General features: G+C 64.6%; 18 protein-coding genes. 9 read left to right on the top strand and 9 right to left on the bottom strand.

The features are described from left to right. Positions 1-6: 6 nt before the first annotated feature. Together A3840_RS09460 and A3840_RS09455 are read right to left on the bottom strand one after the other, a co-directional pair. A complete protein-coding gene (locus A3840_RS09460) occupies positions 7-1695 on the bottom strand; it encodes a sensor histidine kinase (RefSeq protein WP_082903788.1) in 1689 nt (562 codons plus the stop codon). A gap of 102 nt (positions 1696-1797) precedes the next feature. Beyond that, positions 1798-2514: a response regulator transcription factor gene (locus A3840_RS09455; RefSeq protein ID WP_067455373.1), complete on the bottom strand. Its 717-nt coding sequence runs from the start codon at positions 2512-2514 to the stop codon at positions 1798-1800. A 254-nt stretch (positions 2515-2768) separates the two neighbouring features. Here A3840_RS09455 and pckA point away from each other — a divergent pair, with 254 nt between their 5' ends. After that, a complete protein-coding gene (gene pckA / locus A3840_RS09450) occupies positions 2769-4361 on the top strand; it encodes a phosphoenolpyruvate carboxykinase (ATP) (protein ID WP_067455370.1) in 1593 nt (530 codons plus the stop codon). Between the two features lie 54 nt (positions 4362-4415). On the opposite strand, the gene A3840_RS09445 is transcribed toward pckA, so the two are convergent. Beyond that, positions 4416-5306 (bottom strand): cell wall hydrolase, encoded by an 891-nt coding sequence (locus A3840_RS09445; RefSeq protein ID WP_067455367.1) that lies wholly within the window; start codon positions 5304-5306, stop codon positions 4416-4418. A gap of 287 nt (positions 5307-5593) precedes the next feature. Then, positions 5594-6277, bottom strand: a complete 684-nt coding sequence (locus A3840_RS09440; protein WP_067455364.1) for an HAD family hydrolase — start codon at positions 6275-6277, stop codon at positions 5594-5596. A 102-nt stretch (positions 6278-6379) separates the two neighbouring features. On the opposite strand from A3840_RS09440, the gene A3840_RS09435 reads away from it, so the two are divergent. Continuing rightward, complete coding sequence (locus A3840_RS09435) at positions 6380-7789, top strand: protein adenylyltransferase SelO (RefSeq protein WP_067455361.1); 1410 nt, start codon at positions 6380-6382, stop codon at positions 7787-7789. A 10-nt stretch (positions 7790-7799) separates the two neighbouring features. Beyond that, positions 7800-8354 carry a gamma carbonic anhydrase family protein gene (locus A3840_RS09430; RefSeq protein WP_067455358.1) on the top strand — a complete coding sequence of 185 codons (555 nt, stop codon included), beginning with the start codon at positions 7800-7802 and terminating at the stop codon, positions 8352-8354. A 261-nt stretch (positions 8355-8615) separates the two neighbouring features. Here A3840_RS09430 and A3840_RS09425 read toward each other — a convergent pair whose 3' ends face one another. After that, positions 8616-10028 (bottom strand): helix-turn-helix domain-containing protein, encoded by a 1413-nt coding sequence (locus A3840_RS09425; protein WP_067455486.1) that lies wholly within the window; start codon positions 10026-10028, stop codon positions 8616-8618. A 124-nt stretch (positions 10029-10152) separates the two neighbouring features. On the opposite strand from A3840_RS09425, the gene A3840_RS09420 reads away from it, so the two are divergent. From A3840_RS09420 to mce, 5 genes are all read left to right on the top strand, one after another. Further along, entirely contained in the window at positions 10153-11685 is a 1533-nt protein-coding gene (locus A3840_RS09420; protein WP_067455355.1) for an acyl-CoA carboxylase subunit beta, read from the top strand. A 151-nt stretch (positions 11686-11836) separates the two neighbouring features. After that, entirely contained in the window at positions 11837-12181 is a 345-nt protein-coding gene (locus A3840_RS09415) for an endonuclease domain-containing protein (RefSeq protein WP_067455352.1), read from the top strand. After that, positions 12178-14160 carry an acetyl-CoA carboxylase biotin carboxylase subunit gene (locus A3840_RS09410; protein ID WP_067455349.1) on the top strand — a complete coding sequence of 661 codons (1983 nt, stop codon included), beginning with the start codon at positions 12178-12180 and terminating at the stop codon, positions 14158-14160. Before A3840_RS09415 ends, A3840_RS09410 begins: the two co-directional genes overlap by 4 nt. Positions 14161-14299: 139 nt before the next feature. Continuing rightward, positions 14300-16426 (top strand): methylmalonyl-CoA mutase, encoded by a 2127-nt coding sequence (scpA, locus tag A3840_RS09405; RefSeq protein WP_425388845.1) that lies wholly within the window; start codon positions 14300-14302, stop codon positions 16424-16426. Then, positions 16423-16845 (top strand): methylmalonyl-CoA epimerase, encoded by a 423-nt coding sequence (gene mce / locus A3840_RS09400; RefSeq protein WP_067455342.1) that lies wholly within the window; start codon positions 16423-16425, stop codon positions 16843-16845. The genes scpA and mce overlap by 4 nt, the downstream gene beginning before the upstream one ends. On the opposite strand, the gene A3840_RS09395 is transcribed toward mce, so the two are convergent. Then, positions 16823-17548, bottom strand: coding sequence for an SIMPL domain-containing protein (locus A3840_RS09395; protein WP_067455339.1), 726 nt, complete (start codon positions 17546-17548; stop codon positions 16823-16825). The genes mce and A3840_RS09395 overlap by 23 nt on opposite strands. 83 nt (positions 17549-17631) lie before the next feature. Between A3840_RS09395 and A3840_RS09390 the strand changes: the two genes are divergently transcribed. Further along, positions 17632-18666, top strand: coding sequence for a Gfo/Idh/MocA family protein (locus A3840_RS09390; protein ID WP_067455336.1), 1035 nt, complete (start codon positions 17632-17634; stop codon positions 18664-18666). 288 nt (positions 18667-18954) lie between these two features. On the opposite strand, the gene A3840_RS09385 is transcribed toward A3840_RS09390, so the two are convergent. The 3 genes from A3840_RS09385 to A3840_RS09375 are packed head-to-tail and all read right to left on the bottom strand — an operon-like array spanning position 18955 to position 22539. Next, complete coding sequence (locus A3840_RS09385; RefSeq protein ID WP_067455333.1) at positions 18955-20595, bottom strand: ABC transporter ATP-binding protein; 1641 nt, start codon at positions 20593-20595, stop codon at positions 18955-18957. Further along, positions 20595-21512, bottom strand: a complete 918-nt coding sequence (locus A3840_RS09380; RefSeq protein ID WP_067455330.1) for an ABC transporter permease — start codon at positions 21510-21512, stop codon at positions 20595-20597. The genes A3840_RS09385 and A3840_RS09380 overlap by 1 nt, the downstream gene beginning before the upstream one ends. A gap of 46 nt (positions 21513-21558) precedes the next feature. Beyond that, on the bottom strand, positions 21559-22539 hold the full coding sequence (locus A3840_RS09375) for an ABC transporter permease (RefSeq protein ID WP_067455327.1): 981 nt from the start codon (positions 22537-22539) through the stop codon (positions 21559-21561). Positions 22540-22550 lie beyond the last annotated feature (11 nt).

Genomic DNA, 22550 nt, shown 5'->3' with positions numbered 1-22550 from the left:
CCAAGTCTATTTGCGGGCCCGGGGCAACACAATTGTAAAAACCGCGCCCGAGCGGTCGCTGCGGTTCTGCGCCCGGATCGTGCCCTTGTGCGCGTCCACGATCTGCTTGGAAATGGAAAGCCCCAGCCCCGAATGATTGCCGAAGCTCTCGGTTTCCGGCCGGTCGGTATAGAAGCGCTGGAAGATGCGGGTCACGTCCCCGGTAATGCCGGGGCCCTCGTCGGTCACCGTCACGTTGATCGCCTCGCCTTCGGTGGAAACGGCGACGCTGACCGTGCCGCCCTCGGGCGAGAACGAGACCGCATTGTCGATCAGGTTGGCGAAGACCTGCGCCAGCCGGCTTTCATGGCCATTGACCATGGTGGAGCCGCGTCCACTGCGCTTGGCCATCACCACCGAAACCTCGCGCCCGGCGGCCACGTCCTTCTGGATGGCGACCATGGCCTCGGCCAGCTTCTCAACGTCCACCAGGTCGGCGCTTTCGCGCGCCAGTTCGGCATCCAGCCGGCTGGCGCTGGAAATGTCGGTGATCAGCCGGTCGAGCCGGCGCACATCGTGCTGGATGATCTCGTTGAGCCGCGCCCGGTCCTCGGCCTTCTTGGCCAGGGGCAGCGTCTCCACCGCCGAGCGCAACGAGGTCAGCGGGTTCTTCAGCTCATGGGCCACGTCGGCGGCAAAGCGCTCGATGGCCTCGATGCGGTTGTAGAGCGCGTCGGTCATCCGTCGCAGCGCACCGGACAGATGCCCGATTTCGTCCGGCCGGTCGGAGAGGTCGGGAATTTCCGCCCGGGCGTCGCCGGCGGTCTGCACCCGCTCGGCCGCGGCCGACAGGCGCCGCATCGGCCCGGCAATGGTGCCGGCCAGCAGCAGCGACAGCACGATCTGCACGCCCGCCGCGATCAGGGCGATGCGCAACAGGCTCCAGCGTTCCAGGGCCACGACGGAATCGATGTCGCCCGGCGCGGTGGACAAGAGGATGGCTCCCACGATGGCGCGCAGGCGCTGCACCGGCACCGCCACCGACACCACCAATTGCCCCTTGTTGTCCACGCGCACGAAATCGGCCGGCGCGCCTTGCAGGGCCGAGGCCACCTCGGGATAGCGCGTGCCTTCGTCCGCCTGGTATTCCTGGTAGGTGGGATAATTGTCCCCCGGCGCCCAGGAGATGATGGCGTTCCACCAGTCCAGCAGGAAGAAGCGCGGCTGGCTGGTATCGATATTCTGCCGCAGCACCTCGCCCCGCGCATAGATATTGTCGCTGTCCAGGATCATCAGTCCGCCCTGGTCATAGATGCGGGCGCGGGTGCGGGTCGGGGTGATCAGGTTGCGCAGCAGCGGCGCCACCTGCTCGGGATTGATGGGGAATTGCAGCGTCGGGTCGAAATAGGACAGGGGCGAGACATTGCCCCCCTGCGCATCCAGCAGCCGGTCGGGATTGATGGAGATGATGTCGCTGTCCACCGTGGCCGAGGCGGCGATGGCGGCGGCGATGATTTCGCCCTGCACGCGCAGCGATTGCACCCGCGCATCGATCAGGCCGGCGCGCCATTGGTTGAGATAGAGAATGCCCACCACCAGCACCAAGAGGCCTGCCATGTTGAGCACGACGATGCGCCGGGTCAGGCTGGAAAAGATGGCGAAATCGATGAAGCGCCGGACGGCGTTGAACACCTTGACCACCGGCCGCAGCAGCATGAAGCGCCGCGAGCGGGGAGAGGATGTGCTCCCCCCGTCCTTTTCATCCCCGCTGGCGGGGTCGGATTGGTCCGATTGCGGCTCGAGAATGGCCAAGGCCGCCTATTGCTCCTTGAAGCGATAGCCGACGCCGTAAAGGGTCTCGATCATCTCGAAATCGTCGTCCGTGGCTTTGAACTTCTTGCGCAGCCGCTTGATATGGCTGTCGATGGTGCGGTCGTCGACATAGACCTGGTCGTCATAGGCCGCGTCCATCAGCGCATTGCGCGACTTGACCACGCCCGGCCGCAGGGCCAGCGCCTGCAGGATCAGGAATTCGGTGACGGTCAGGGTCACCCGCTGCCCCTTCCAGGTGCAGGTATGGCGTTCCTCGTCCATCACCAGCGCGCCGCGCTCGATCAGCGCCTTGCCCGGTGCGGGCTCGGCGCCGCCGGCGCCGGCGCCCACGCCCTCGCGCGGGGCCGAGCGGCGCAGGATCGCCTTGACCCGCTCCACCAGCAGCCGCTGGCTGAACGGCTTGGTGATGAAATCGTCCGCGCCCATCTTGAGCCCGAACAATTCGTCGATTTCCTCATCCTTGCTGGTGAGGAAGATCACCGGAACGTCCGACTTCTGCCGCAGGCGGCGCAGCAATTCCATGCCGTCCATGCGCGGCATCTTGATGTCGAGAATAGCCAGGTCCGGCTTGTCGGTGGTCAGCCCCTCGAGGCCCGACGCGCCATCGGTATAGGTGGCGACCTGATAGCCTTCCGCTTCCAGGGTCAGGGACACAGAGGTGAGAATATTGCGGTCATCGTCCACCAGGGCGATCTTTGGCATGGTCTGCCTTTCTCTTCGTGACGCTGCTAAATCTTGGCCGGTCTTCCGGCTGTGTTGTGGCGACGTTGCAGGCGACAATTACGCATTAAATAAGGCGGGGCCAAGTCTTCTGCCAGTTCTGCCGCTCTTCCATACCAGTTCTGCCCGATGCAACTTCCGTCTTACGACCCTTTACGGGATGGTTCGGAGCCGGCACCGCCACCTATTTTGCCCGCCATGGCCGCCAATATGGAGCGGCGGAGTGGAGACGAAATATGCCTGCGTTCGATCACGGAGCCCTTCGGGACGAACTCGCCGGAAACGCGGCGTCGCTGAGCGACAACGCCATTGCCCCCGCCCTGGTTGCGGCGGCCCTGGGGCAGGGGGAGAGCGTGCTCACCGCCGACGGCGCCCTCTCGGTGCGCACCGGCGCCTTTACCGGCCGCTCGCCCAAGGACAAGTTCATCGTCCGCGACGCCCTGACCGAGGACAAGGTCTGGTGGGACAATTCGGGCGCGCTGAGCCCGGCCGCTTTCGATCGCCTGCTCGGCGATGTCCGGGAGCATCTGGCCGGCCAGGCTCTCTTCCGCCAGGATTTGCTGGCAGGGGCCGATCCGCGCCACCAATATGACGTCACCGTCCTCACCCCCAGCGCCTGGCATGCTCTGTTCATCCGCAACCTGCTGATCCGGCGCGGCGAAGCCGTTCCCGCTTCGCCGGATGCCGATCCGGTCACCATTCTGCATGCCCCCCATTTCAAGGCCGATCCTGCCCGCCATGGCAGCCGCACTGAAACCCTGATCGCGCTCGACATGAGCCGCAATCTCGTGGTCATCGCCGGCACCCTCTATGCCGGCGAGATCAAGAAGAGCGTGTTCTCGCTGTTCAACTTCCACGCCCCCGCGCGGAACGTCCTGCCCATGCATTGCTCGGCCAATCTGGGTCCCGATGGCGAGGCGGCTCTGTTCTTCGGATTGTCGGGTACCGGCAAGACCACCTTGTCCAACGACCCGGCCCGGCCGCTGATCGGTGACGACGAACATGGCTGGAGCGAGGACGGCGTTTTCAACCTCGAAGGAGGGTGCTACGCCAAGACCGTCAAGCTTTCGGCGACCGCCGAGCCCGAAATTCACGCGGCGACCCGCCGTTTCGGCACTGTGCTCGAAAATGTCATTCTCGACGCTAACAGTCTGCCAGCGTTTGACGACGTAACGCTCACTGAAAACACCCGCGCGGCATACCCCATCCACGTCCTGCCCTCCATCGCCAGAGGCAGTGTCGGCGGCACCCCCAAAAGCGTGGTTTTCCTCACCGCCGACGCCTTCGGCGTCCTGCCCCCGCTCGCCCGGCTGACCCCGGAGCAGGCGGTCTACCACTTCCTCTCCGGCTATACCGCCAAGGTCGCCGGCACCGAACGGGGAATCACCGAGCCGCAGGCCACCTTCTCGGCCTGCTTCGGCGCGCCGTTTATGCCTTTACATCCAGTGGTTTACGGCCAGATGCTGGCCGAGCGGCTGCATCGGAGCGGGGCCCAGGCCTGGCTGCTCAATACCGGCTGGACCGGCGGCGGCTATGGCGTGGGCAAGCGCATCGACATCGCCTCGACCCGGCGCCTCCTCACCGCCGCGCTCGACGGCGCACTGGACCATGCCGACATGCGCTTCGACCCGCTCTTCGGCTTCGAGGTTCCCCTCAGCGTCCCCGGTGTCGACGATAGCCTGCTCGACCCGCGCCGGACCTGGGCCGACCCCGACGCCTACGACGCCCAGGCCACCAGGTTGGTCGAGCTATTCCGCAACAATTTCAACAAGTTCGGCCCCGATGCCGACCCCAGGGCCGGCCCGCGCCTGCAGATGGCGGCCGAATGATCGGCAAACAAAAAGGGCGCCACGAGCGCCCTTTTTCATCCCTGCCGTTCCGCCTTAATTCGGCGAATAGAAGATGTGGGAATCCACCACCGCAACGCGGTTGAACGTATAGGACCAGGACGGCGCCACCGCGGTGGTGTGGTAGTAAAGCGTCGAGCCGGGCACCACGCCGATTTCCTTGCCCTGCGCGAATTCGGCATAGACCTTGCGGGCCAGGTCCTGCGACTTGGCCCAGGCGCGGCGCTCCGCCGGCACATTGTTGCGGCCATCGCAGGCAAAGGTGAACTGGCAGCGATAAAGGCCCTTATTGGCGTTCTGGTAGATCACGCCGCACAGCGAATCGGGGAACTTGCCCGACCGCGCGCGATTGACGATCACGTTGGCCACCGCCAATTGGCCCTTGGCGCTTTCGCCGCGGGCTTCGTGATAGATGGCCTGCGCCAGGCAATCGCGCTCGCTATTGGCCAGCTCGACGCGTTTTTCGATGGGCTGGTAGCCGCTTTCCACATAGGTGGCGAGCATGTCCGAGGTCACCGAAGGCTGCGGGCGCGGTGCCGGCTCGGTGAAGCTGGCAATGGCCGAAAGGGCATTGTTGCCGCCGAAGGAGCCGCGGCTGATATAGCCCATCAGCAGGTCGGGCGTCAGTTCGGGTTGCGGGCCGGCCAGCGTCACGTCGACGGCGCGCAGCGCCTGCTGGCGCGCGGCATAATTGGCCAGCAATTCTGGCGTCAGCGCCAGCTCGCTCGGCGCCAGCGGCACCTGGACGGCGCCCAGCGCCGGCTGTAGCCGCAATTCGGCAATGGCTTCGGGAACGGGATCGGGCAGCGCCACATTGGTGTCGGCACGAACGGGCGAGAGGGTGACGAACAGCACGAGGGCGGCCGCACAAACGGCCAGAACCGGCGAAAGGGCGCGCGCGATAATCTGCTGCCGGTTCGATCTCAATGCCCCGTCCTTACCCCTGAGCCCTGCCGGCCATATCCGGCGGACCTCTTTTCTGGAGCTGCCCCAAAGGTTGCCCCACACTGCGGCTGCACACTAGCCAAGCCTTGGCCGCGATGGAAGTCGAAATTTACGGCTGGTTAACCATAGCCATTAGCGACTTAAGACAGGGTTAATGGAGGGGCGCTCCAAGGTAAACCCTTGATTTGGATAGGTTTTGCTTGTGCTGAATCAGCCCTTACGGAATTCCGTAAGGTTTTATCGATTACCGCGAATGGTTAATCACTTCTTCAACCGCGTGGAAAAGCCGCCAGGTGCACCTGCAGCAGGCTTTCCATGATCGCGATGCCCAGCGCCTCGATATCGGCGTCGGGACCGACCAGGTCTGGCACCATGATGGTCTGCATGCCGGCGGCATGGGCGGCGCGCACCCCCGCATGGCTGTCTTCCAGCGCCAGGCAGTGGACAGGATCGATTCCCAACCGCTTGGCAGCCGTCAGATAGGGCTCGGGATGCGGCTTGGGATTGGTCACGTCATCCCGCGTCACCACGGTTTCGAACAGGTCGAGCAATCCCGCCGCGCCCAGATGGTGGGCCGCATGGGGATTGCGCGAGGAGGTGGCGACGGCGGTGGGAATGCCGCGCTCGCGCAGATCGAGGATGAATTCGCGCGCCCCGGGCTTGACCGGCACGCCGGCATGGCTGCGCTCGCGCATGGTCACCCGGCATTTCTCGTCGAACAGCGCATAAGGAAAGGCCACGCCATAGGCCTCGATGAGCAATTGATTGGTGCGTTCATGGCTGGAGCCGACCATGGATCGGTGCACCGCCTCGGTCATCTCGAAGCCCAGCTCGGTACACACGTCGTAGACGATGTCGCGGAACACCGCCTCGGTGTCGAGCAGGGTGCCGTCCATGTCGAAAATGGCGGCGTGGAAAGGGCGAAGGCTGAGCGTATCGGAAAGGGGCGTCATCCGCTCTCCTATAGGCCGCTTTTGTGGCAATCGCCAGACAGCGTGCTGCAAACCCGGCTTGCACGAGACGAACCGGCGGGCGCGTGATAGCGTTGCTCTATCATGCCCGATTTCCAGCCTGCCCGCCGTCATGAGGATCTGGGCGACGCCTTCTTCGATCGCGTCGCGCCGGCCGATTTTCCGCAGACCATCCTGCGCCATTGCGATCGGCGCTGGGCCGACAGAATCGGCCTTGGCGGCCTGACCGGGGCGCAGTTTCTCGCCCATTTCGGTCGCTTCGAGCCCTTGCCCGGCTCGCTGCCACAGCCTTTGGCCCTGCGCTATCACGGCCATCAATTCCGCACCTACAATCCCGATCTGGGCGATGGGCGCGGCTTTCTGTTCGCCCAATGCATCGATCCTGTGGATGGGCGCCTGCTCGATTTCGGCACCAAGGGATCGGGGAAAACGCCCTGGTCGCGTGGCGGCGATGGACGGCTGACGCTCAAGGGCGGCGTACGCGAGGTGCTGGCCACCGAAATGCTTGAGGCGCAAGGGGTTTATACCTCCAAGAGCTTCGCGCTGGTCGAGACCGGCGAGCAGCTTTATCGCGGCGACGAGCCCTCGCCGACCCGCTCCGCCGTCCTCACCCGCCTCAGCCACAGCCATATCCGCATCGGCACTTTCCAGCGCCTGGCCTACCTCGACGACCAGGAAAACCTGGCAAAGCTGCTCGATCATGCCATCGCCAATTATTATCCCGAGTTGGAGGGTGCCGAAGACCGGGCGACTTCCTTCCTCGAAGCCGTCACTGCCAATGTGGCGCGGCTCGGTGCGCAATGGATCGCGGCCGGCTTCGTCCATGGCGTGCTCAATACCGACAATATCAACATCACGGGCGAGAGCTTCGATTACGGCCCCTGGCGCTTCCTGCCGGCCTACGACCCCGCCTTCACCGCCGCCTATTTCGACGAAACCGGGCTTTATGCCTTCGGCCGCCAGCCCGACACCCTCGCCTGGAATCTGACGCGCCTGGCCGAATGCCTCCTTCCCCTGTCTTCCATCGAAAAGCTCGAGCCGGCGCTCAATACCGTCTGGCCGGCCTTCCGTGCGCAATTGCCCCGGCAAATCCTGCGCCGCCTCGGCCTCCAGCCGCTTGATATCGAGCAGGATGGCGCCCTGGTCACCGCCCTGTTCGGTTTCCTGTCGGCCAGCCAGGCCCCCTATGAGCAATTCTTCTTCGATTGGCGCGGTGGGGCGCTGAGCGCCGAACGCGCCGCGCGCAGCCCTGCAGCCGACCATTATGCCAGCGAAGCCTTCCGCCCCGTGGCCGATCTCATGGAAGCCTATGGTCCGGCCGACGACGTCAATCTCGACAACGCCTATTTCGCCCGCGCCCGGCCCCGCACCATGCTGATCGACGAGGTCGAAGCCATCTGGGCGCCGATTGCCGAGCGCGACGATTGGTCATTGTTCGAAAGCACGCTTTCCGAGATCGCCCAGATGCGCGATGCATATGGCGTAACGCCCTAGGGAGGATTCCATGCCCATTTACGCGCTGGACAATGTCGCGCCGCAGATCGACCCGGATGTCGGCTTCATCGCCCCCGATGCGGTGCTGGTCGGCGATGTCGTTATCGGCCCCGAGGCTGGTATCTGGTTCGGCGTGGTGGCGCGCGGCGATATCGAGACCATCACCATCGGCGCCCGCACCAATGTGCAGGAAAACTGCGTGCTGCATACCGATAGAGGGTTTCCGCTGGTCATCGGCGACAATGTCACCATCGGCCATGCCGCCATCATCCATGGCTGCACCATCGGCGATAACAGCCTGATCGGCATGGGCGCCACCGTGCTCAACGGCGCAAAGATCGGCCGGAATTGCCTGATCGGCGCCAATGCCCTGGTCACCGAGGGCAAGGTCATTCCCGACAATTCCCTGGTCATGGGCGCCCCGGCCAAGCTGGTGCGCGACATCGACGCCGAGGGCGTTGCAGCCCTCGCCGCGTCCGCCGATCGCTACGTCAAGAACGCCCGGCGCTTCGCGGCGGGGATGAAGCCGGTGGAGCGGGACGGGCCCGATTTCGACCCCGCCTGAGGGCTTGGCCTCCTCAGGGGGAACCGCCAAATATGTCGTGCCTGCCGGCACCCCCTCCCATCCTCCCCCGTCAAGGGGAAGGTGCCACATCCAGTGTGGAGCAGCTTTTGGCGGCACAAGCCGGCCCTGCACCCTCCCCCTTGCGGGGAGGGTTGGGGAGGGGGATGGCCCCCCTCGATATTATCGGCTCAGGTGCGATAGCCCTGCCTCAAGGGAGAGGAAGGTAATGGAGTGCCAATACTGCGCAAGCCGATGTACGTTTCACCCGATCTCGTATGGCACGACGCTCCGCCGATCCGCCGGCACGGAAATCCCTGCGGCCAGCGGTGGCACCGAGCGCTGCGGGCAATTGCGGCGCTCGCAGATGCGGCAGGAAATCCCGATCGGCTCGAACATGGCCTTGCCCAGATCGAGGTCGTCGGCATAGACCAGCCGCCCCGCGTGGGAAATTTCGCAGCCCAAAGCATAGGCATAGCGCCTGGTCGTGCCGCGAAACCCACCCATGCGCTTCTCGTGGCTCCAGGCGAGGCAGAGATAGCTTTTCCCGTCCGGCGTCTCGGCCAATTGCCGGATGATCTGCCCATGGGCCTCGAAGGCGCGATGGACGTTCCATAGGGGGCAGGCGCCGCCGAAGCGCGCAAATTGCAGGGCCGTGGCCGAATGGCGCTTGGTGATGGTGCCGGCCGCGTCCACCCGCGCGAAGAAGAAGGGCACGCCCCGCTCGCGCGGTCGCTGCATGGTGGAAAGCCGGTGTGCCACCTGTTCGAGGCTCGCCCCGAATACCCGGCCCAGTTCCTCGATATCGAAGCGATAGGCATCCGCTGCCTTGAGGAAGGCGCCATAGGGCATGTGCAGCGCGCCGGCGAAATAATTGGCGAGGCCCATCCGCGCGATGGCCCGGGCTTCGGGCGCCTTGAAGCTGGCGCCGTCGAGCAGGCTGTCGAACAGCGTCGCCTGTTCCAGCCCGCCCAGGCTGGCGGCGATGCGAAAGAACTGGCTGGATGGCTCGAGATGGGAATTGATCCATAGCGTGCGATTGGCGCGGTCGAATTCCACCAGCCGCTCCCCGCTCGCCGGCGGGCTCAGGACGACCTTGATGTTGTGAATTTCCGCGCAATAATCGATCAGCCGCCGCAGCCTTTCCGACCCGAATTCGCCCAATTCCCCGGCCAAGGCCTCCGCGGCCCGGTCCAGGGGGTCGATGTAATTGTCGGCATAGTGGAAGAAATCGCGCACCTCCTCATAGGCGGTCGTCACTCCGCTTTGCGGGTCGCGCGACAGGGCCGCATCCATGCTGGCCAGCCGCTCATTGGTCTTGCGATAGGCCTCGTACAGCGCCAGCACCGAGCGCGCCATGTCCGGCGCATTGCCGGCCACGCTCTTCAATTCCTGCAGATTGGGCGCCGCCTCCCCGAAAACCGGATCGGCCAGCGCCTCCCGCAGGTCGATCACCAGCCGATCCGAGGCGTCACTGGCGAGGCTCGTGAGGTCGAGATTGAACGTCTCGGCTAGCGCCAGCATCACCGAGGCGGTGAGCGGCCGCTGGTTGGATTCGAGCTGGTTGACATAGGAGGCCGAAATATCGAGCCGTGCCGCCAGCTCGCTCTGGGTCAGCTTGTGCTGAACCCGCAGCGCCCGCAGCCGCGCGCCGGCAAACACCTTTTTCGGGGGCAAATTCACAACTCCACAAAATCACAGAGTGACCATTGTGTGATTGTAGCAGCTCCGCCCTTTCCTGTCTTGGGCAGCGGCGGCGTGCGCGATAAGGTCGCCCAGAGCACAAATCCGGGAGCCCGCCATGCAGGATATTCTTTCCGCCCTCGAAACCCGGCGCGAGGAAGCGCGGCTGGGCGGCGGCCAGCGGCGTATCGATACCCAGCACGGCAAGGGCAAGCTGACGGCCCGCGAACGGCTCGACGTGCTGCTCGATCCGGGCTCTTTCGAAGAATATGATATGTTCGTCACCCATCGGGCCCGGGATTTCGGCATGGCCGATACGATCATTCCCGGCGATGGCGTGGTCACCGGCTGGGGCACGATTGAGGGCCGCCTGGTCTATGTGTTTTCCCAGGATTTTACCGTCTTCGGCGGCTCGCTGTCCGAAACCCATGCCGCCAAGATCTGCAAGATCATGGATCTGGCCATGCAGAATGGCGCCCCGGTAATCGGGCTCAACGACAGCGGCGGCGCCCGCATTCAGGAAGGCGTGGCTTCGCTCGGCGGCTATGCCGACGTCTTCTGGCGCAATGTGCAGGCCTCCGGCGCCGTGCCGCAGATCTCGGTCATCATGGGGCCATGCGCGGGCGGCGCCGTCTATTCCCCCGCCATGACCGATTTCATCTATATGGTCGAGGATACGAGCTACATGTTCGTCACCGGCCCCGATGTGGTGAAAACCGTCACCAATGAAAGTGTCACCCAGGAAGAGCTGGGCGGCGCTTCGACCCACACCAGGATTTCCTCGGTGGCCGACGCTGCCTTTGCCAACGACATCGAGACGCTGCTCGAAGTCCGCCGCCTCTTTGCTTACCTGCCGCTCGCCGCCGGGCAGAAGCCGCCGCGCCTGCCCAGCCACGATCCCATCGACCGGCGCGACGACAAGCTCGACACCATCATCCCCGACAGCGCCAACAAGCCCTATGACATGCGCGAGGTCATCGAGACCGTCGCCGACGAGGGCGAGTTCCTCGAGCTGCAGAAAAACCATGCCGGCAATATCCTCATCGGCTTCATCCGGCTCGATGGGAATACGGTGGGCGTCGTCGCCAATCAGCCGCTGGTGCTGGCCGGGTGTCTCGATATCAATGCATCCAAGAAGGCCGCCCGCTTCATCCGCTTTTGCGACAGCTTCGAAATCCCCATCCTCACCTTTGTCGACGTGCCCGGTTTCCTCCCCGGCGTGGCGCAGGAATATGGCGGCATCATCAAGCATGGCGCCAAGCTGCTCTTCGCCTATTCGGAAGCAACCGTGCCGCTGGTCACCGTCATCACCCGAAAAGCCTATGGCGGCGCCTATGACGTGATGGCGTCAAAACATATCAAGGCCGACATCAACTACGCCTGGCCCTCGGCCGAAATCGCCGTTATGGGCGCCAAGGGCGCGACCGAAATCCTCTATCGCTCCGAACTGGGCGACAGGGACAGGATCGCCCAGCGCACCGCCGATTACGAAGCCCGCTTCGCCAACCCCTTCGTCGCCGCCGAACGCGGCTTCATCGACGACGTCATCATGCCCCACGGGACGCGGCGCCGGGTCATCCGGGCATTTTCGACGCTCCGGCACAAGAGCGTACAGGGGCCGAAGAAGAAGCACGGGAACATGCCGCTGTGAACGAGGCTGCTTACCCCCACCCCTGTCCCCTCCCCACGAGGGGGAGGGAGACGATGGAACCGCCCATTCCGGATGCGTGGCGGCGAAGATTGCCAGGGAGGGTCTCCCTCCCCCTTGTGGGGAGGGGACAGGGGTGGGGGTGGGGGTGTGTATGAGCATAGACCAGGCCCGCCAGCTCCGCCGCAACGCCACGGAGCCCGAACGGGCCATGTGGCGCCTGCTCTATCCGCTGCGCCAGCAGCATAATTTCCGGCGCCAAGTTTCGCTCGGACCCTATTACGCAGACTTCGCCTGCCACGCGCTGCGGCTGGTCATCGAGATCGATGGCGATACCCACGGCTCGGACATAGCCCAGGCCTATGATGCCGCCCGAACGCGCTTCATCGAAAGCGAGGGCTATCGCGTCCTGCGCTTCACCAATGCCGACGTGCTTGGCAACGCCGAAGGTGTTTTCGACATTATTGTTCTGGCCATCGAAGGGATCATGGCCCCATGACCATCACCAAACTCCTCATCGCCAATCGCGGCGAAATCGCCTGCCGGGTCATCAAGACGGCGAAAAAGATGGGCATTGCCACGGTGGCCGTCTATTCCGATGCCGATCGGGAAGCGCTGCATGTGCGCATGGCCGACGAAGCGGTCCATATCGGCGCATCGCCGGCCCGGGAAAGCTATCTCCAGATCGACAGGATCATCGCCGCTTGCAAGCAGACCGGCGCGCAGGCGGTGCATCCCGGCTATGGCTTCCTCTCCGAAAACGCCGCCTTTTCGGCTGCGCTCGAAAAAGAGGGCATCATCTTTGTCGGCCCGCCGCCCCAGGCCATCGAGGCCATGGGCGACAAGATCACCTCCAAGAAGCTGGCCGCGGAGGCGGGCGTCTCCACCGTGCCCGGCCATATGGGCCTGATCGACGATGCCGAGCATGCCGTGGCGATCTCGAAATCCATCGGCTATCCGGTGATGATCAAGGCCTCGGCCGGCGGTGGCGGCAAAGGCATGCGCATCGCCTGGACCGACGCGGAAGCCCGCGAAGGCTTCGAGCGCTCCAGGTCCGAGGCCGCCTCGTCCTTTGGCGATGATCGCATCTTCATCGAGAAATTCGTCACCGAGCCGCGCCATATCGAAATCCAGCTCATCGCCGACGCGCATGGCAATGTGCTCTATCTCAACGAGCGCGAATGCTCGATCCAGCGCCGCAACCAGAAGGTGATCGAGGAAGCGCCCTCGCCCTTCCTGGATGAAGCCACGCGACAGGCCATGGGCGAGCAGTCCGTGGCCCTGGCCAAGGCCGTCGGCTACCGCAGCGCCGGCACGGTGGAATTCATCGTCGACAAGGACAGGAAATTCTATTTCCTCGAAATGAATACCCGCCTCCAGGTCGAGCATCCGGTGACTGAATTGATCACCGGCCTCGACCTCGTCGAACTCATGCTGCGCGTCGCCAATGGCGAAAAGCTGCCGCTGGGTCAGGACGAGGTGCAGCGCCATGGCTGGGCCATCGAAAGCCGGCTCTATGCGGAAGACCCCTACCGCAATTTCCTGCCCTCCACCGGCCGGCTGAGCCGCTATCGCCCGCCGGCGGAAAGCGCCTCCGAAACGCTGGTGGTGCGCAACGATACCGGCGTTTTCGAAGGCGGCGAGATTTCCACCTTCTACGATCCGATGATCGCCAAGCTCTGCACCTGGGCGCCGACGCGGCTGGATGCGGTGGACGCCATGGCGCTGGCGCTGGATTCCTTCGAGCTCGAAGGCGTGGGCAATAATCTCCCCTTCCTTTCCACCGTCATGGGACAGGACCGCTTCCGCGAGGGCCGGCTCACCACCGGCTACATCGCCGAGGAATTTCCGGACGGTTTTGCGGGCGCCGAGCTCGGTGCCGATCATCATTTCGATGTCGTTGCCGCCGCCGCCGTGCTCATGGCCCGGCGTGAGCATCGGCGCACCGGCGCCCAGGCGGAAAGTCGCTGGCATGTGGCGATCGGCGACAAAAGCGAGAATGTCGTGCTGCACCAGCAGGGACATGACATCCTCGTCGATGCCGACTGGCGCTCCGAAGCCCTGCGGCTGGCCTGGCAGCCGGGCGACCGGCTGGCGCATCTGGATTGGTCGGGCGGGCGCCATGCCGTGCTGCGGGTCGATCCCATCACCTCCGGCTTCCGCATCCGCTATCGCGGCGCCGACCTCAAGGCGCTCGTCCTCCAGCCCCATATCGCGCAATATCTCCGGCACATGCCGGTCAAGGTGCCGCCCGATATGAGCCGGTTCCTGCTCTGCCCCATGCCCGGCCAGGTCGTGCGGGTGGATGTGAAGGAAGGCGATGTGGTCGAGGACGGCCAGACCCTGGCCATTGTCGAGGCCATGAAGATGGAAAACGTGCTCAAGGCCGAAAAGCGGGCCCGGGTGAGCAAGGTCCACGTGGTTCCCGGCGCGGTGCTGGCGGTCGATCAGGTCATGCTCGAATTCGAGGCTGTGTGATGGCGCGCGAATTATCACTCGTCACCCTCCCCCTCGCGGGGAGGGATCAAGAATGGGGAGTGAGAGCCACGATATCCCGGCTCCCGCACCCCCTCCCAGCCTCCCCCGTCGAGGGGGAGGTGCCGTTCGGCGCGTGAAAATATGGAGTTCACCCATGTCTGACCGTGAAAAATGGGCCGCCCTGGCCCAGCGCGAACTCCGCGATACGCCGCTTTCATCGCTCGATCGCGATTATGGCGGCATCGCGGTAAAGCCGGTCTATCTCGGCCCGGATGGCGAAGTGCCCGGGGCCGAACCGTTCACGCGCGGCGTGCGCGCCACCATGTATGCCAACCGGCCCTGGACCATCCGCCAATATGCCGGCTTCTCCACGGCGCGCGAATCCAATGCCTTCTATCGCCAGGCGCTGGACAAGGGGCAGAAGGGGCTCTCCGTCGCCTTCGATCTCGCCACCCATCGCGGCTACGACAGCGATCATCCCCGCGTCGTCGGCGATGTCGGCAAGGCCGGCGTGGCCATCGACAGCGTCGAGGACATGAAAATCCTCTTCGACGGCATTCCGCTCGACCAGATGAGCGTGTCCATGACCATGAACGGCGCCGTCATTCCGGTGCTGGCCATGTTCATCGTCGCCGCCGAGGAGCAGGGGGTGCGCCAGGAGCAATTGGAAGGGACCATCCAGAACGACATCCTCAAGGAGTTCATGGTCCGCAACACCTATATCTACCCGCCCGAACCCTCCATGCGCATTGTCGGCGACATCATCGACCACACCGCCCGGCACATGCCCAAATTCAATTCGATCTCCATTTCCGGCTATCACATGCACGAGGCGGGGGCGACGGCGGTGCAGGAGCTGGCCTATACCCTGGCCGACGGCATGGAATATGTCCGCGCGGCCCAGCGCCGGGGCCTGGATATCGATGCCTTTGCCGGCCGCCTGTCGTTCTTTTTCGGCATCGGCATGAACTTCTTCCTCGAGGTGGCCAAGTTGCGCGCCGCGCGAAAACTCTGGAGCGGGATCATGACCGATCTGGGCGCGAAGGACCCGCGCTCCAAGATGCTGCGCACCCATTGCCAGACCTCGGGCGTGTCGCTGACCGAGCAGGACCCGCACAACAATATCGTGCGCACCACCATCGAAGCCCTGGCCGCCACGCTGGGCGGCACGCAGAGCCTGCACACCAATTCCTTCGACGAAGCCATCGCGCTGCCCACCGAGTTTTCCAGCCGCATCGCCCGCAATACCCAGCTCATTCTCCAGCACGAAAGCCGCATCACCGACGTGGTCGATCCCCTGGGCGGCTCCTATTATGTCGAGGCGCTCACCGCCGACCTGGTCGCGGGCGCCCGCACCCTGATCGCGGAGGCTGAGGCCCAGGGCGGCATGACCGCCTTCGTGCAGTCGGGCGGTCCGAAAATGGCCATCGAGCAGGCCGCCGCGTTGCGCCAGGCCCGGGTCGACCGGGGCGAGGACGTCATTGTCGGCGTCAATCGCTACCGGGTGGAAAGCGAGCAGGAGATCGAGGTCCGCGAGATCGACAATGCCAAGGTCCGCGCCGAGCAGATCGCGCAGCTCCAGCGTATCCGCCAGACGCGCGACGAGGCGAAGTGTCAGTCCATGCTCGCCGCCCTGCGCGAATTCGCCGCCAAGGACGAGGGCAATCTGCTCGAAGCCGCCATCGAGGCCGCCCGCGCCCGCGCCAGCCTGGGTGAGATTTCCCAGGCCATGGAAGATGCCTTCGGCCGCCATCGCGCGGTGACGCGCGTGATTTCCGGCGTCTATGCCGGCGGCTATGGCGACGACCCCCAGCTCCGCTCGGTCACCGACCGCATCGCGGCCTTCAAGGCATCGCGGGGCAGGGCGCCCGCCATCTTCATCGCCAAGATGGGCCAGGACGGGCATGATCGCGGCGCCAAGATCATCGCGAGCGCCTTTGCCGATCTCGGCTTCACCGTCCATATGGGCGACCTGTTCGAGACCGCCCCGGAAGTGGCGGCCCATGCCGGCGAGTTCAAGGTCGATGCCGTCGGCGTCTCCTCGCTGGCGGCGGGGCACAAGACGCTGGTGCCCGAATTGATCGAGGCGCTCAAGGCGCGCGACCTGGGCGACGTGACCGTCATTGTCGGCGGGGTCATTCCCGAGCCCGATTACGACTTCCTCTATAATGCCGGTGTCGCCGCCATTTTTGGGCCCGGCACCAATGTGCTCGACGCGGCCTTCTCCGTGCTCAACGAAATCGAGGGAAGGCTGTCCAACCGATGATCGGCCGCCTCAATCACATCGCCATCGCCGTGCCGGACCTTGCCGCCGCCGCCGCGAAATATCGCGACCGGCTCGGCGCCGATGTGGGCTCGCCTCAGGCGCTGCCCGAGCATGGCGTCACCGTGGTCTTCGTCGATACCGGCAATACCAAGGTCGAACTGCTCGAACCGCTGGGCGCAGATTCTCCCATCGCCGCCTTTCTCGACAGGAACCCGGCCGGCGGCATGCACCATATCTGCTTCGAAGTGCCCGACATCGCCGCCGCCAGCGCCAGATTGCTGTCCGAAGGCGCCCGCATCCTGGGCGATGGCCGGCCCAGGATCGGCGCGCACGGCAATCCCGTCCTTTTCCTTCATCCCAAGGATTTCGACGGCACGCTGATCGAGCTCGAAGAGATCAGTCCACCAGGAAATAGGTGATCGTCGTCACCACGCGCACCTTCTTGTCGATCTGCTTTTCCGGCCGGTCATTAGGAATGTCGACCGCCGGCAGGATTTCGAACACGCCCTGATTGGCGGTCTGGATATCGCCCACCTGCGCGCCCGATTCGCTGGCGAATTGCGCTGCGGTTTCCTTGGCGCGCTGCGTCGCCTCGGTCAGCATCTCGCTCTTGAGGTCGTTGATATTGGTGAAGACGAAGGACGCCCCGGCGCTGTAGCTGTCCGAGGAGAATACCACGCCCTGTCGCAAGAGGTCCGCCACCGAGCGGCTGGCTTCGGCCAGCTCGGTCACCTTGTCGGTGGTCACCAGCATGTCCTCGGTCAGAACGAAGCGGTATTCGTCCGGGGTGGAACCGGCATTGTAGCCCGCCGCGCGATCCTCCACGAGCACGTTCTGCACCTGGATTTCTCCCTCCCCGAAGCCGCGGTCGGCGAGAAAGGCTCGCACCGACGCCTCGGAATTTTCCAGGCTCGCCCGCGCCGCTTCCAGCGTCGGCCCGGTGGCCACGAACCGGATCGGCCAGAAGCCCAGATCGGCCTGCACGGCGCGTTCGGACAGGCCTTTGACGGTCACCGTACGCAGCGGCTGGCGGCTTTCCACCAGCGAAGTGCCCACGAACCAGCCGGCCAGCGCAATGCCGACCGCCACGAAAAGCGCTGCAACAAGTCCGGCCAGTTTCATGCTAAGTCCCCTCATATCTGCCCCAAAACGGGGATGGAGCGCCGCGATCATGGCGCGACCAAGGCATAGGAGGAAGCGGCTGAATGGCGCATGAACAGGGCAAATTCGGATTGGGCGTGATCGGCGCGGGCATGGGGGCCAAGCCGCATGCCCTGGCGCTCGGCGCCTTGCGCGACAAGGTCGATGTGCGCGGCGTCTGGCGGCGCAATGAAGAGGAGCTGAAGCGCTTCTGCGCCGAATACGAGCTGCCCGCCGCCGCCAGTTACGAAGCCCTCCTGGCCGATCCAGCGGTCGAGGCCATCCTGGTGCTGACTCCGCCCAATGCCCGCCAGGACATCGTCGCCGCGGCGGCGGCGGCCGGCAAGCATGTGCTCATGGAAAAACCGGTAGAGCGCTCCACCGAGGCGGCCCAGCGCCTGGTCGCGCTGTGCGATGCTGCCGGCGTCACCCTGGGCATCATCTTCCAGCATCGTTTCCGCGCCGCCTCCGAGGCATTGGCCGCGCAGGTGGCGAGCGGCGCGATGGGCAGCCTTCACGCCGTTCATCTCACCGTGCCCTGGTGGCGCCCGCAACAGGGCTATTACGACAAGCCCGGCCGCGGCACCTTCGCGCAGGATGGCGGCGGCGTGCTCATCACCCAGGCCATTCATTCGCTCGATCTCATGCTGAGCCTTACCGGTCCGGCCAGCGCGGTGACGGCGCTGGCGGCCACCACGGGCCTTCACAGCATGGAGACCGAGGATTTCGTCGCCGGCGGCCTCGAATTCGCCAATGGCGCGGTGGGCGCGCTGATGGCGACCACCGCCAATTACCCCGGCGCCGCCGAGAGCCTGACGCTCAATTTCGACCGGGCCAGCGCCACGCTGACCGGCGGCAATCTCACGCTCAACTGGCTGGATGGCCGCACCGAAATCGTGGGCGAAGCCAGCAATTCCGGCGGCGGGGCGGACCCCATGGCCTTCCCCTTCGACTGGCACCAGGCCCAGATCGAGGATTTTGTCGAGGCCGTCCGCACGCATCGCCAGCCGCGTTCGACCGGCCATACCGCCCTCCATGTGCACCGGCTCATCGACGCACTGATCCTCTCGGGCAAGGAGGGCCGGCGGATCGAGCTCTAGAGCGGTTCGGGTTTAGCTGGCATCGCGGCTCTTTTGCTTCCCTCATCCTTAAGACTAGGGCTTGAGGGAGGGGGCATCAGGGGATAACCGAACCACCCCCACCCACGGATCGTCACTCTCCGGCTAGACCCGAGGGCGTTTGCGATACACCCAAAAACAAGGAACCCTTGGGTCACCCCCGAGGGTGGCGATCCGTGGGGAGGCGATTTGCCCGCCGGGCGGCTCGAAACCGTCAAAAGGGGAGGCGAGGGGCCGGCTTTGCCACACACGCCCCCCGCATTTGCGTGCTCAGGCGACCTTGGAAATGTCCGGCACCGCGTCGAGCAGCATCCTGGTATAATCGGCCTGCGGATTGTCGAAAATGGCGTCTGTGGGGCCCTTTTCGACCAGCACGCCATTATGCAGCACGCCGACGGCATTGGACATCTGCCGCACCACGGCCAGGTTGTGGCTGATGAGCAGATAGGTCAGTCCGAATTCGGACTGAAGCTCGCTCATCAGGTCCAGCACCTGCGCCTGCACCGACACGTCGAGAGCCGAGGTGGGCTCGTCGCAGACGATGAATTCGGGCTGGCTCGACAACGCCCGCGCAATGGCGATGCGCTGGCGCTGGCCGCCGGAAAATTCATGCGGGAATTTCCGCATCACCGAGGGGTCGAGCCGCACCCGGCGCAGCAATTCTGCGACCCTGTCGTCGACCTCCGAGCGGTTGCGGGCAATGCCCAGCGTGCGCATCGGCTCGGCGATGATATCGGCCACCCGCCAGCGCGGATTGAGGCTGGCATAGGGATCCTGGAAGATCATCTGCACGCGCTTGCGGCGCTCCTGATGGCCCTTGCCGCCGGCCCAGATGTCGTGGCCGTCCACAATGATCTGGCCTGAAGTGGGCCGCAGCAGGCCCACGATCATCTTGGCGCAGGTGGATTTGCCCGAACCCGACTCACCCACCAGCCCGAAGGTTTCCCCCTTGGATATGGAGAAGCTGACATCGTTGACGGCGCGGAAGATTTCCGTCTTGCCGGGCAACAGCTTGGTGAAGCTGCCCTTGCCGATCTCGAAATCGCGCACCAGGTTCTTCACCTGCACATAGGCCCCGTCGTCATTGGCGGCCTCTGCCGGGGTGGCGGCGTGCTCCTGGCGGAGAATGGTGGGGATCGATTGGATCAGCTTGATCGTATAGGCCTCGCGCGGGCGGCGGATGATGTCGCCCACCGTGCCGGTTTCCACCACCTTGCCGTGATGCATCACCACCATGCGGTCGGCCGTCTGGGCGATGACGCCCATGTCGTGGGTGATGAGCATCACCGCCGCGCCATGGCTCGAGCACAGCTTTTTCAGGACCTTGATGATCTGGGCCTGCACCGAGACGTCGAGCGCCGAAGTCGGCTCGTCGGCGATGATCAGTTCCGGCTCGGCGGCGATGGCCAGGGCGATGACCACGCGCTGCCGCATGCCGCCCGAGAATTGGTGCGGATAGGAATCGATGCGCTCGGCCGCCTTGGGAATGCCGGCCTCGGTCAACAGGTCGATGGCCTTCTGTCGCGCCTGCGCCTCGTTGAGCGGCAAGTGCGTGCGGATGGTCTCGACCAATTGCTCGCCCACCGTATAGAGCGGGTTGAGGCTGGTCAGCGGGTCCTGGAAGACCATGCCGATGCGCTTGCCGCGCAGCTTGGCCTTGGCCTCCTCCGGCAAATTGTCGATGCGCTCGCCCTTGAGGCGGATTTCCCCGCCCGCAATATGGCCGGGCCGCTCGATCAGCCCGATCACGGCCGAGCCGGTCATGGATTTGCCGGCACCCGATTCGCCCACCACGCCGACCACTTCGCCCGGCATGATGTCGAAGGAAACGCCGTTGACGGCGCGGAACACGTCGTCCCGGAAGGGGAACTCGACGACGAGGTCCTTGATGGAAAGAACGGGCTCGGTCATCAGCGCAACTTCGGGTTGAGGGCATCGCGCAGCCAGTCACCCAGGAGGTTGACCGACAAAGCGAGCAGGATGAGGGTAATGGCCGGGAAGAGGATGATCCACCATTCGCCAGAGAACATGAATTGCTGGCCGATGCGGATCAGCGTTCCGAGCGAGGGCTGGGTCGGGGGTACGCCGACGCCTAGATAGGAAAGCGTGGCTTCCTCGATGATGGCGAGGGCCAGGCTGATCGTGCCGATCACCAGAACCGGGCCCAGCACATTGGGCAGCACATGGCGCAGCAGGATGATGATCGGATTGACGCCGAGGAGGCGTGCGGCCGAGACATAATCCTTCTGGCGCTCCACCATGGTCGCGCCGCGCACGGTACGGGCGAACTGAGCCCAATTGGCCAGGCCAATGGCGACGATGAGCACCCAGACGGCGGCCCCTTCCTGCTGGTTGGGCGGAATGATGCCGCGCGCAACGCCGAAGATCAGAAGAGCGATCAGAATGGCGGGGAAGCTCAACTGCACGTCGGCGACGCGCATGATGATGGCGTCGACCACGCCCCCGACATAGCCGGAGACCAGGCCCAGCCCGACGCCCATGACCATGGCGAACAGTGTCGCCATGAAGCCGACAAACAGCGACACGCGCGAGCCATACATGATGGTGGAGAGCATGTCGCGGCCCTGGCTGTCGGTGCCGAGTGCGAAATACTTGCCCGAGAAGGACGACGAATTGGGCGGCGTGAAGCCGTCCATCAGGTTGAGCGTAGCCGGATTGAACGGATTATAGGGCGCCAGCAGGGGCGCAAACACTGCCATCAGGATCAGCAGCAGCGCCACTATGGACGCCACGATGGTTACGGGCGAGTGCCGGTAGGACCACACGATGTCGGACTTGAGAAAAGTCTTCCAGCGCGAGGTCTCCACCGCGACGACGGGTTGTTCGGGTGAATGGGGCAGATCTGTCACGATGCTACTTCCCGGTTCTGGCGCCGTCGCGGAGCCGCGGATCGACGATGAAATAGAGGATATCGACGATGAGGTTGATGACCACGAACACCAGGGCCACGAAGACCAGGTAGGCGGCCATGACCGGCACGTCGACGGCAGCGACCGAATTGACGAACAGCGAACCCACGCCCGGCCACTGGAACACCGTCTCGGTGATGATGGCGAAGGCGATGACCGAGCCCAGCTGCAGGCCGGTAATGGTGATCACCGGCACCATGGTATTGCGCAGCGCATGGCCGAAATTGATCGCCCGCTGGCTGAGGCCGCGCGCCCTGGCGAAGCGGATATAATCGGTCCGCAGCACTTCGAGCATTTCCGCCCGCACCAGGCGCATGATCAGCGTGAGCTGGAACAGCGACAGCGTGATCGCCGGCAGCACCAGCGAGCGCAGGCCCGATTGGGTCAGCAGGCCCGTCCGCCACCAGCCGATCTGCACCACCTCGCCCCGCCCGAAGGAGGGCAGCCATTTGAGCTCGACGGCGAAGACATAGATGAGCCCGATGCCGATGAGGAAGGTGGGCAGCGACACTCCGACCAGCGAGCCGGTCATGATGACGCCGGTCGAAAAGGCGCGGGGACGCAGCGCGGTATAGATGCCGAGCAGCACGCCGAAGACCAGCGCGATGGTCGCCGAGGCGAAGGCGAGCTCGATGGTCGCCGGCAGGCGTTCGAGGATCAACTGGCTCACCGGCTGCTGCAGCCGGTAGGAAATGCCGAACTGGCCCTGCAGCGCATTGATCACGAAATAATAGAACTGGACATAGAACGGCTGGTCGAGGCCGAGGCGCTCGCGCGCGGCATCATAGTCCGCCTGCTTGGCGTCCTGGCTGAGCAGGGCGGCCAGCGGATCGCCGACATAACGGAAGACCAGGAAAGCGATGAACGCCACGACGAGCATGACGATGACGGACTGCACGAGCCGCCGGGCAATGAAGGCGAGCATGGCACCCCCTC

Origin of the sequence: Devosia elaeis, assembly GCF_001650025.1 — a bacterium.
GTDB classification, from domain to species: Bacteria; Pseudomonadota; Alphaproteobacteria; order Rhizobiales; family Devosiaceae; genus Devosia; species Devosia elaeis.
The sequence above is the reverse complement of the archived record's forward strand: the minus strand, read 5'-3'. Positions and strand labels throughout refer to the sequence as shown.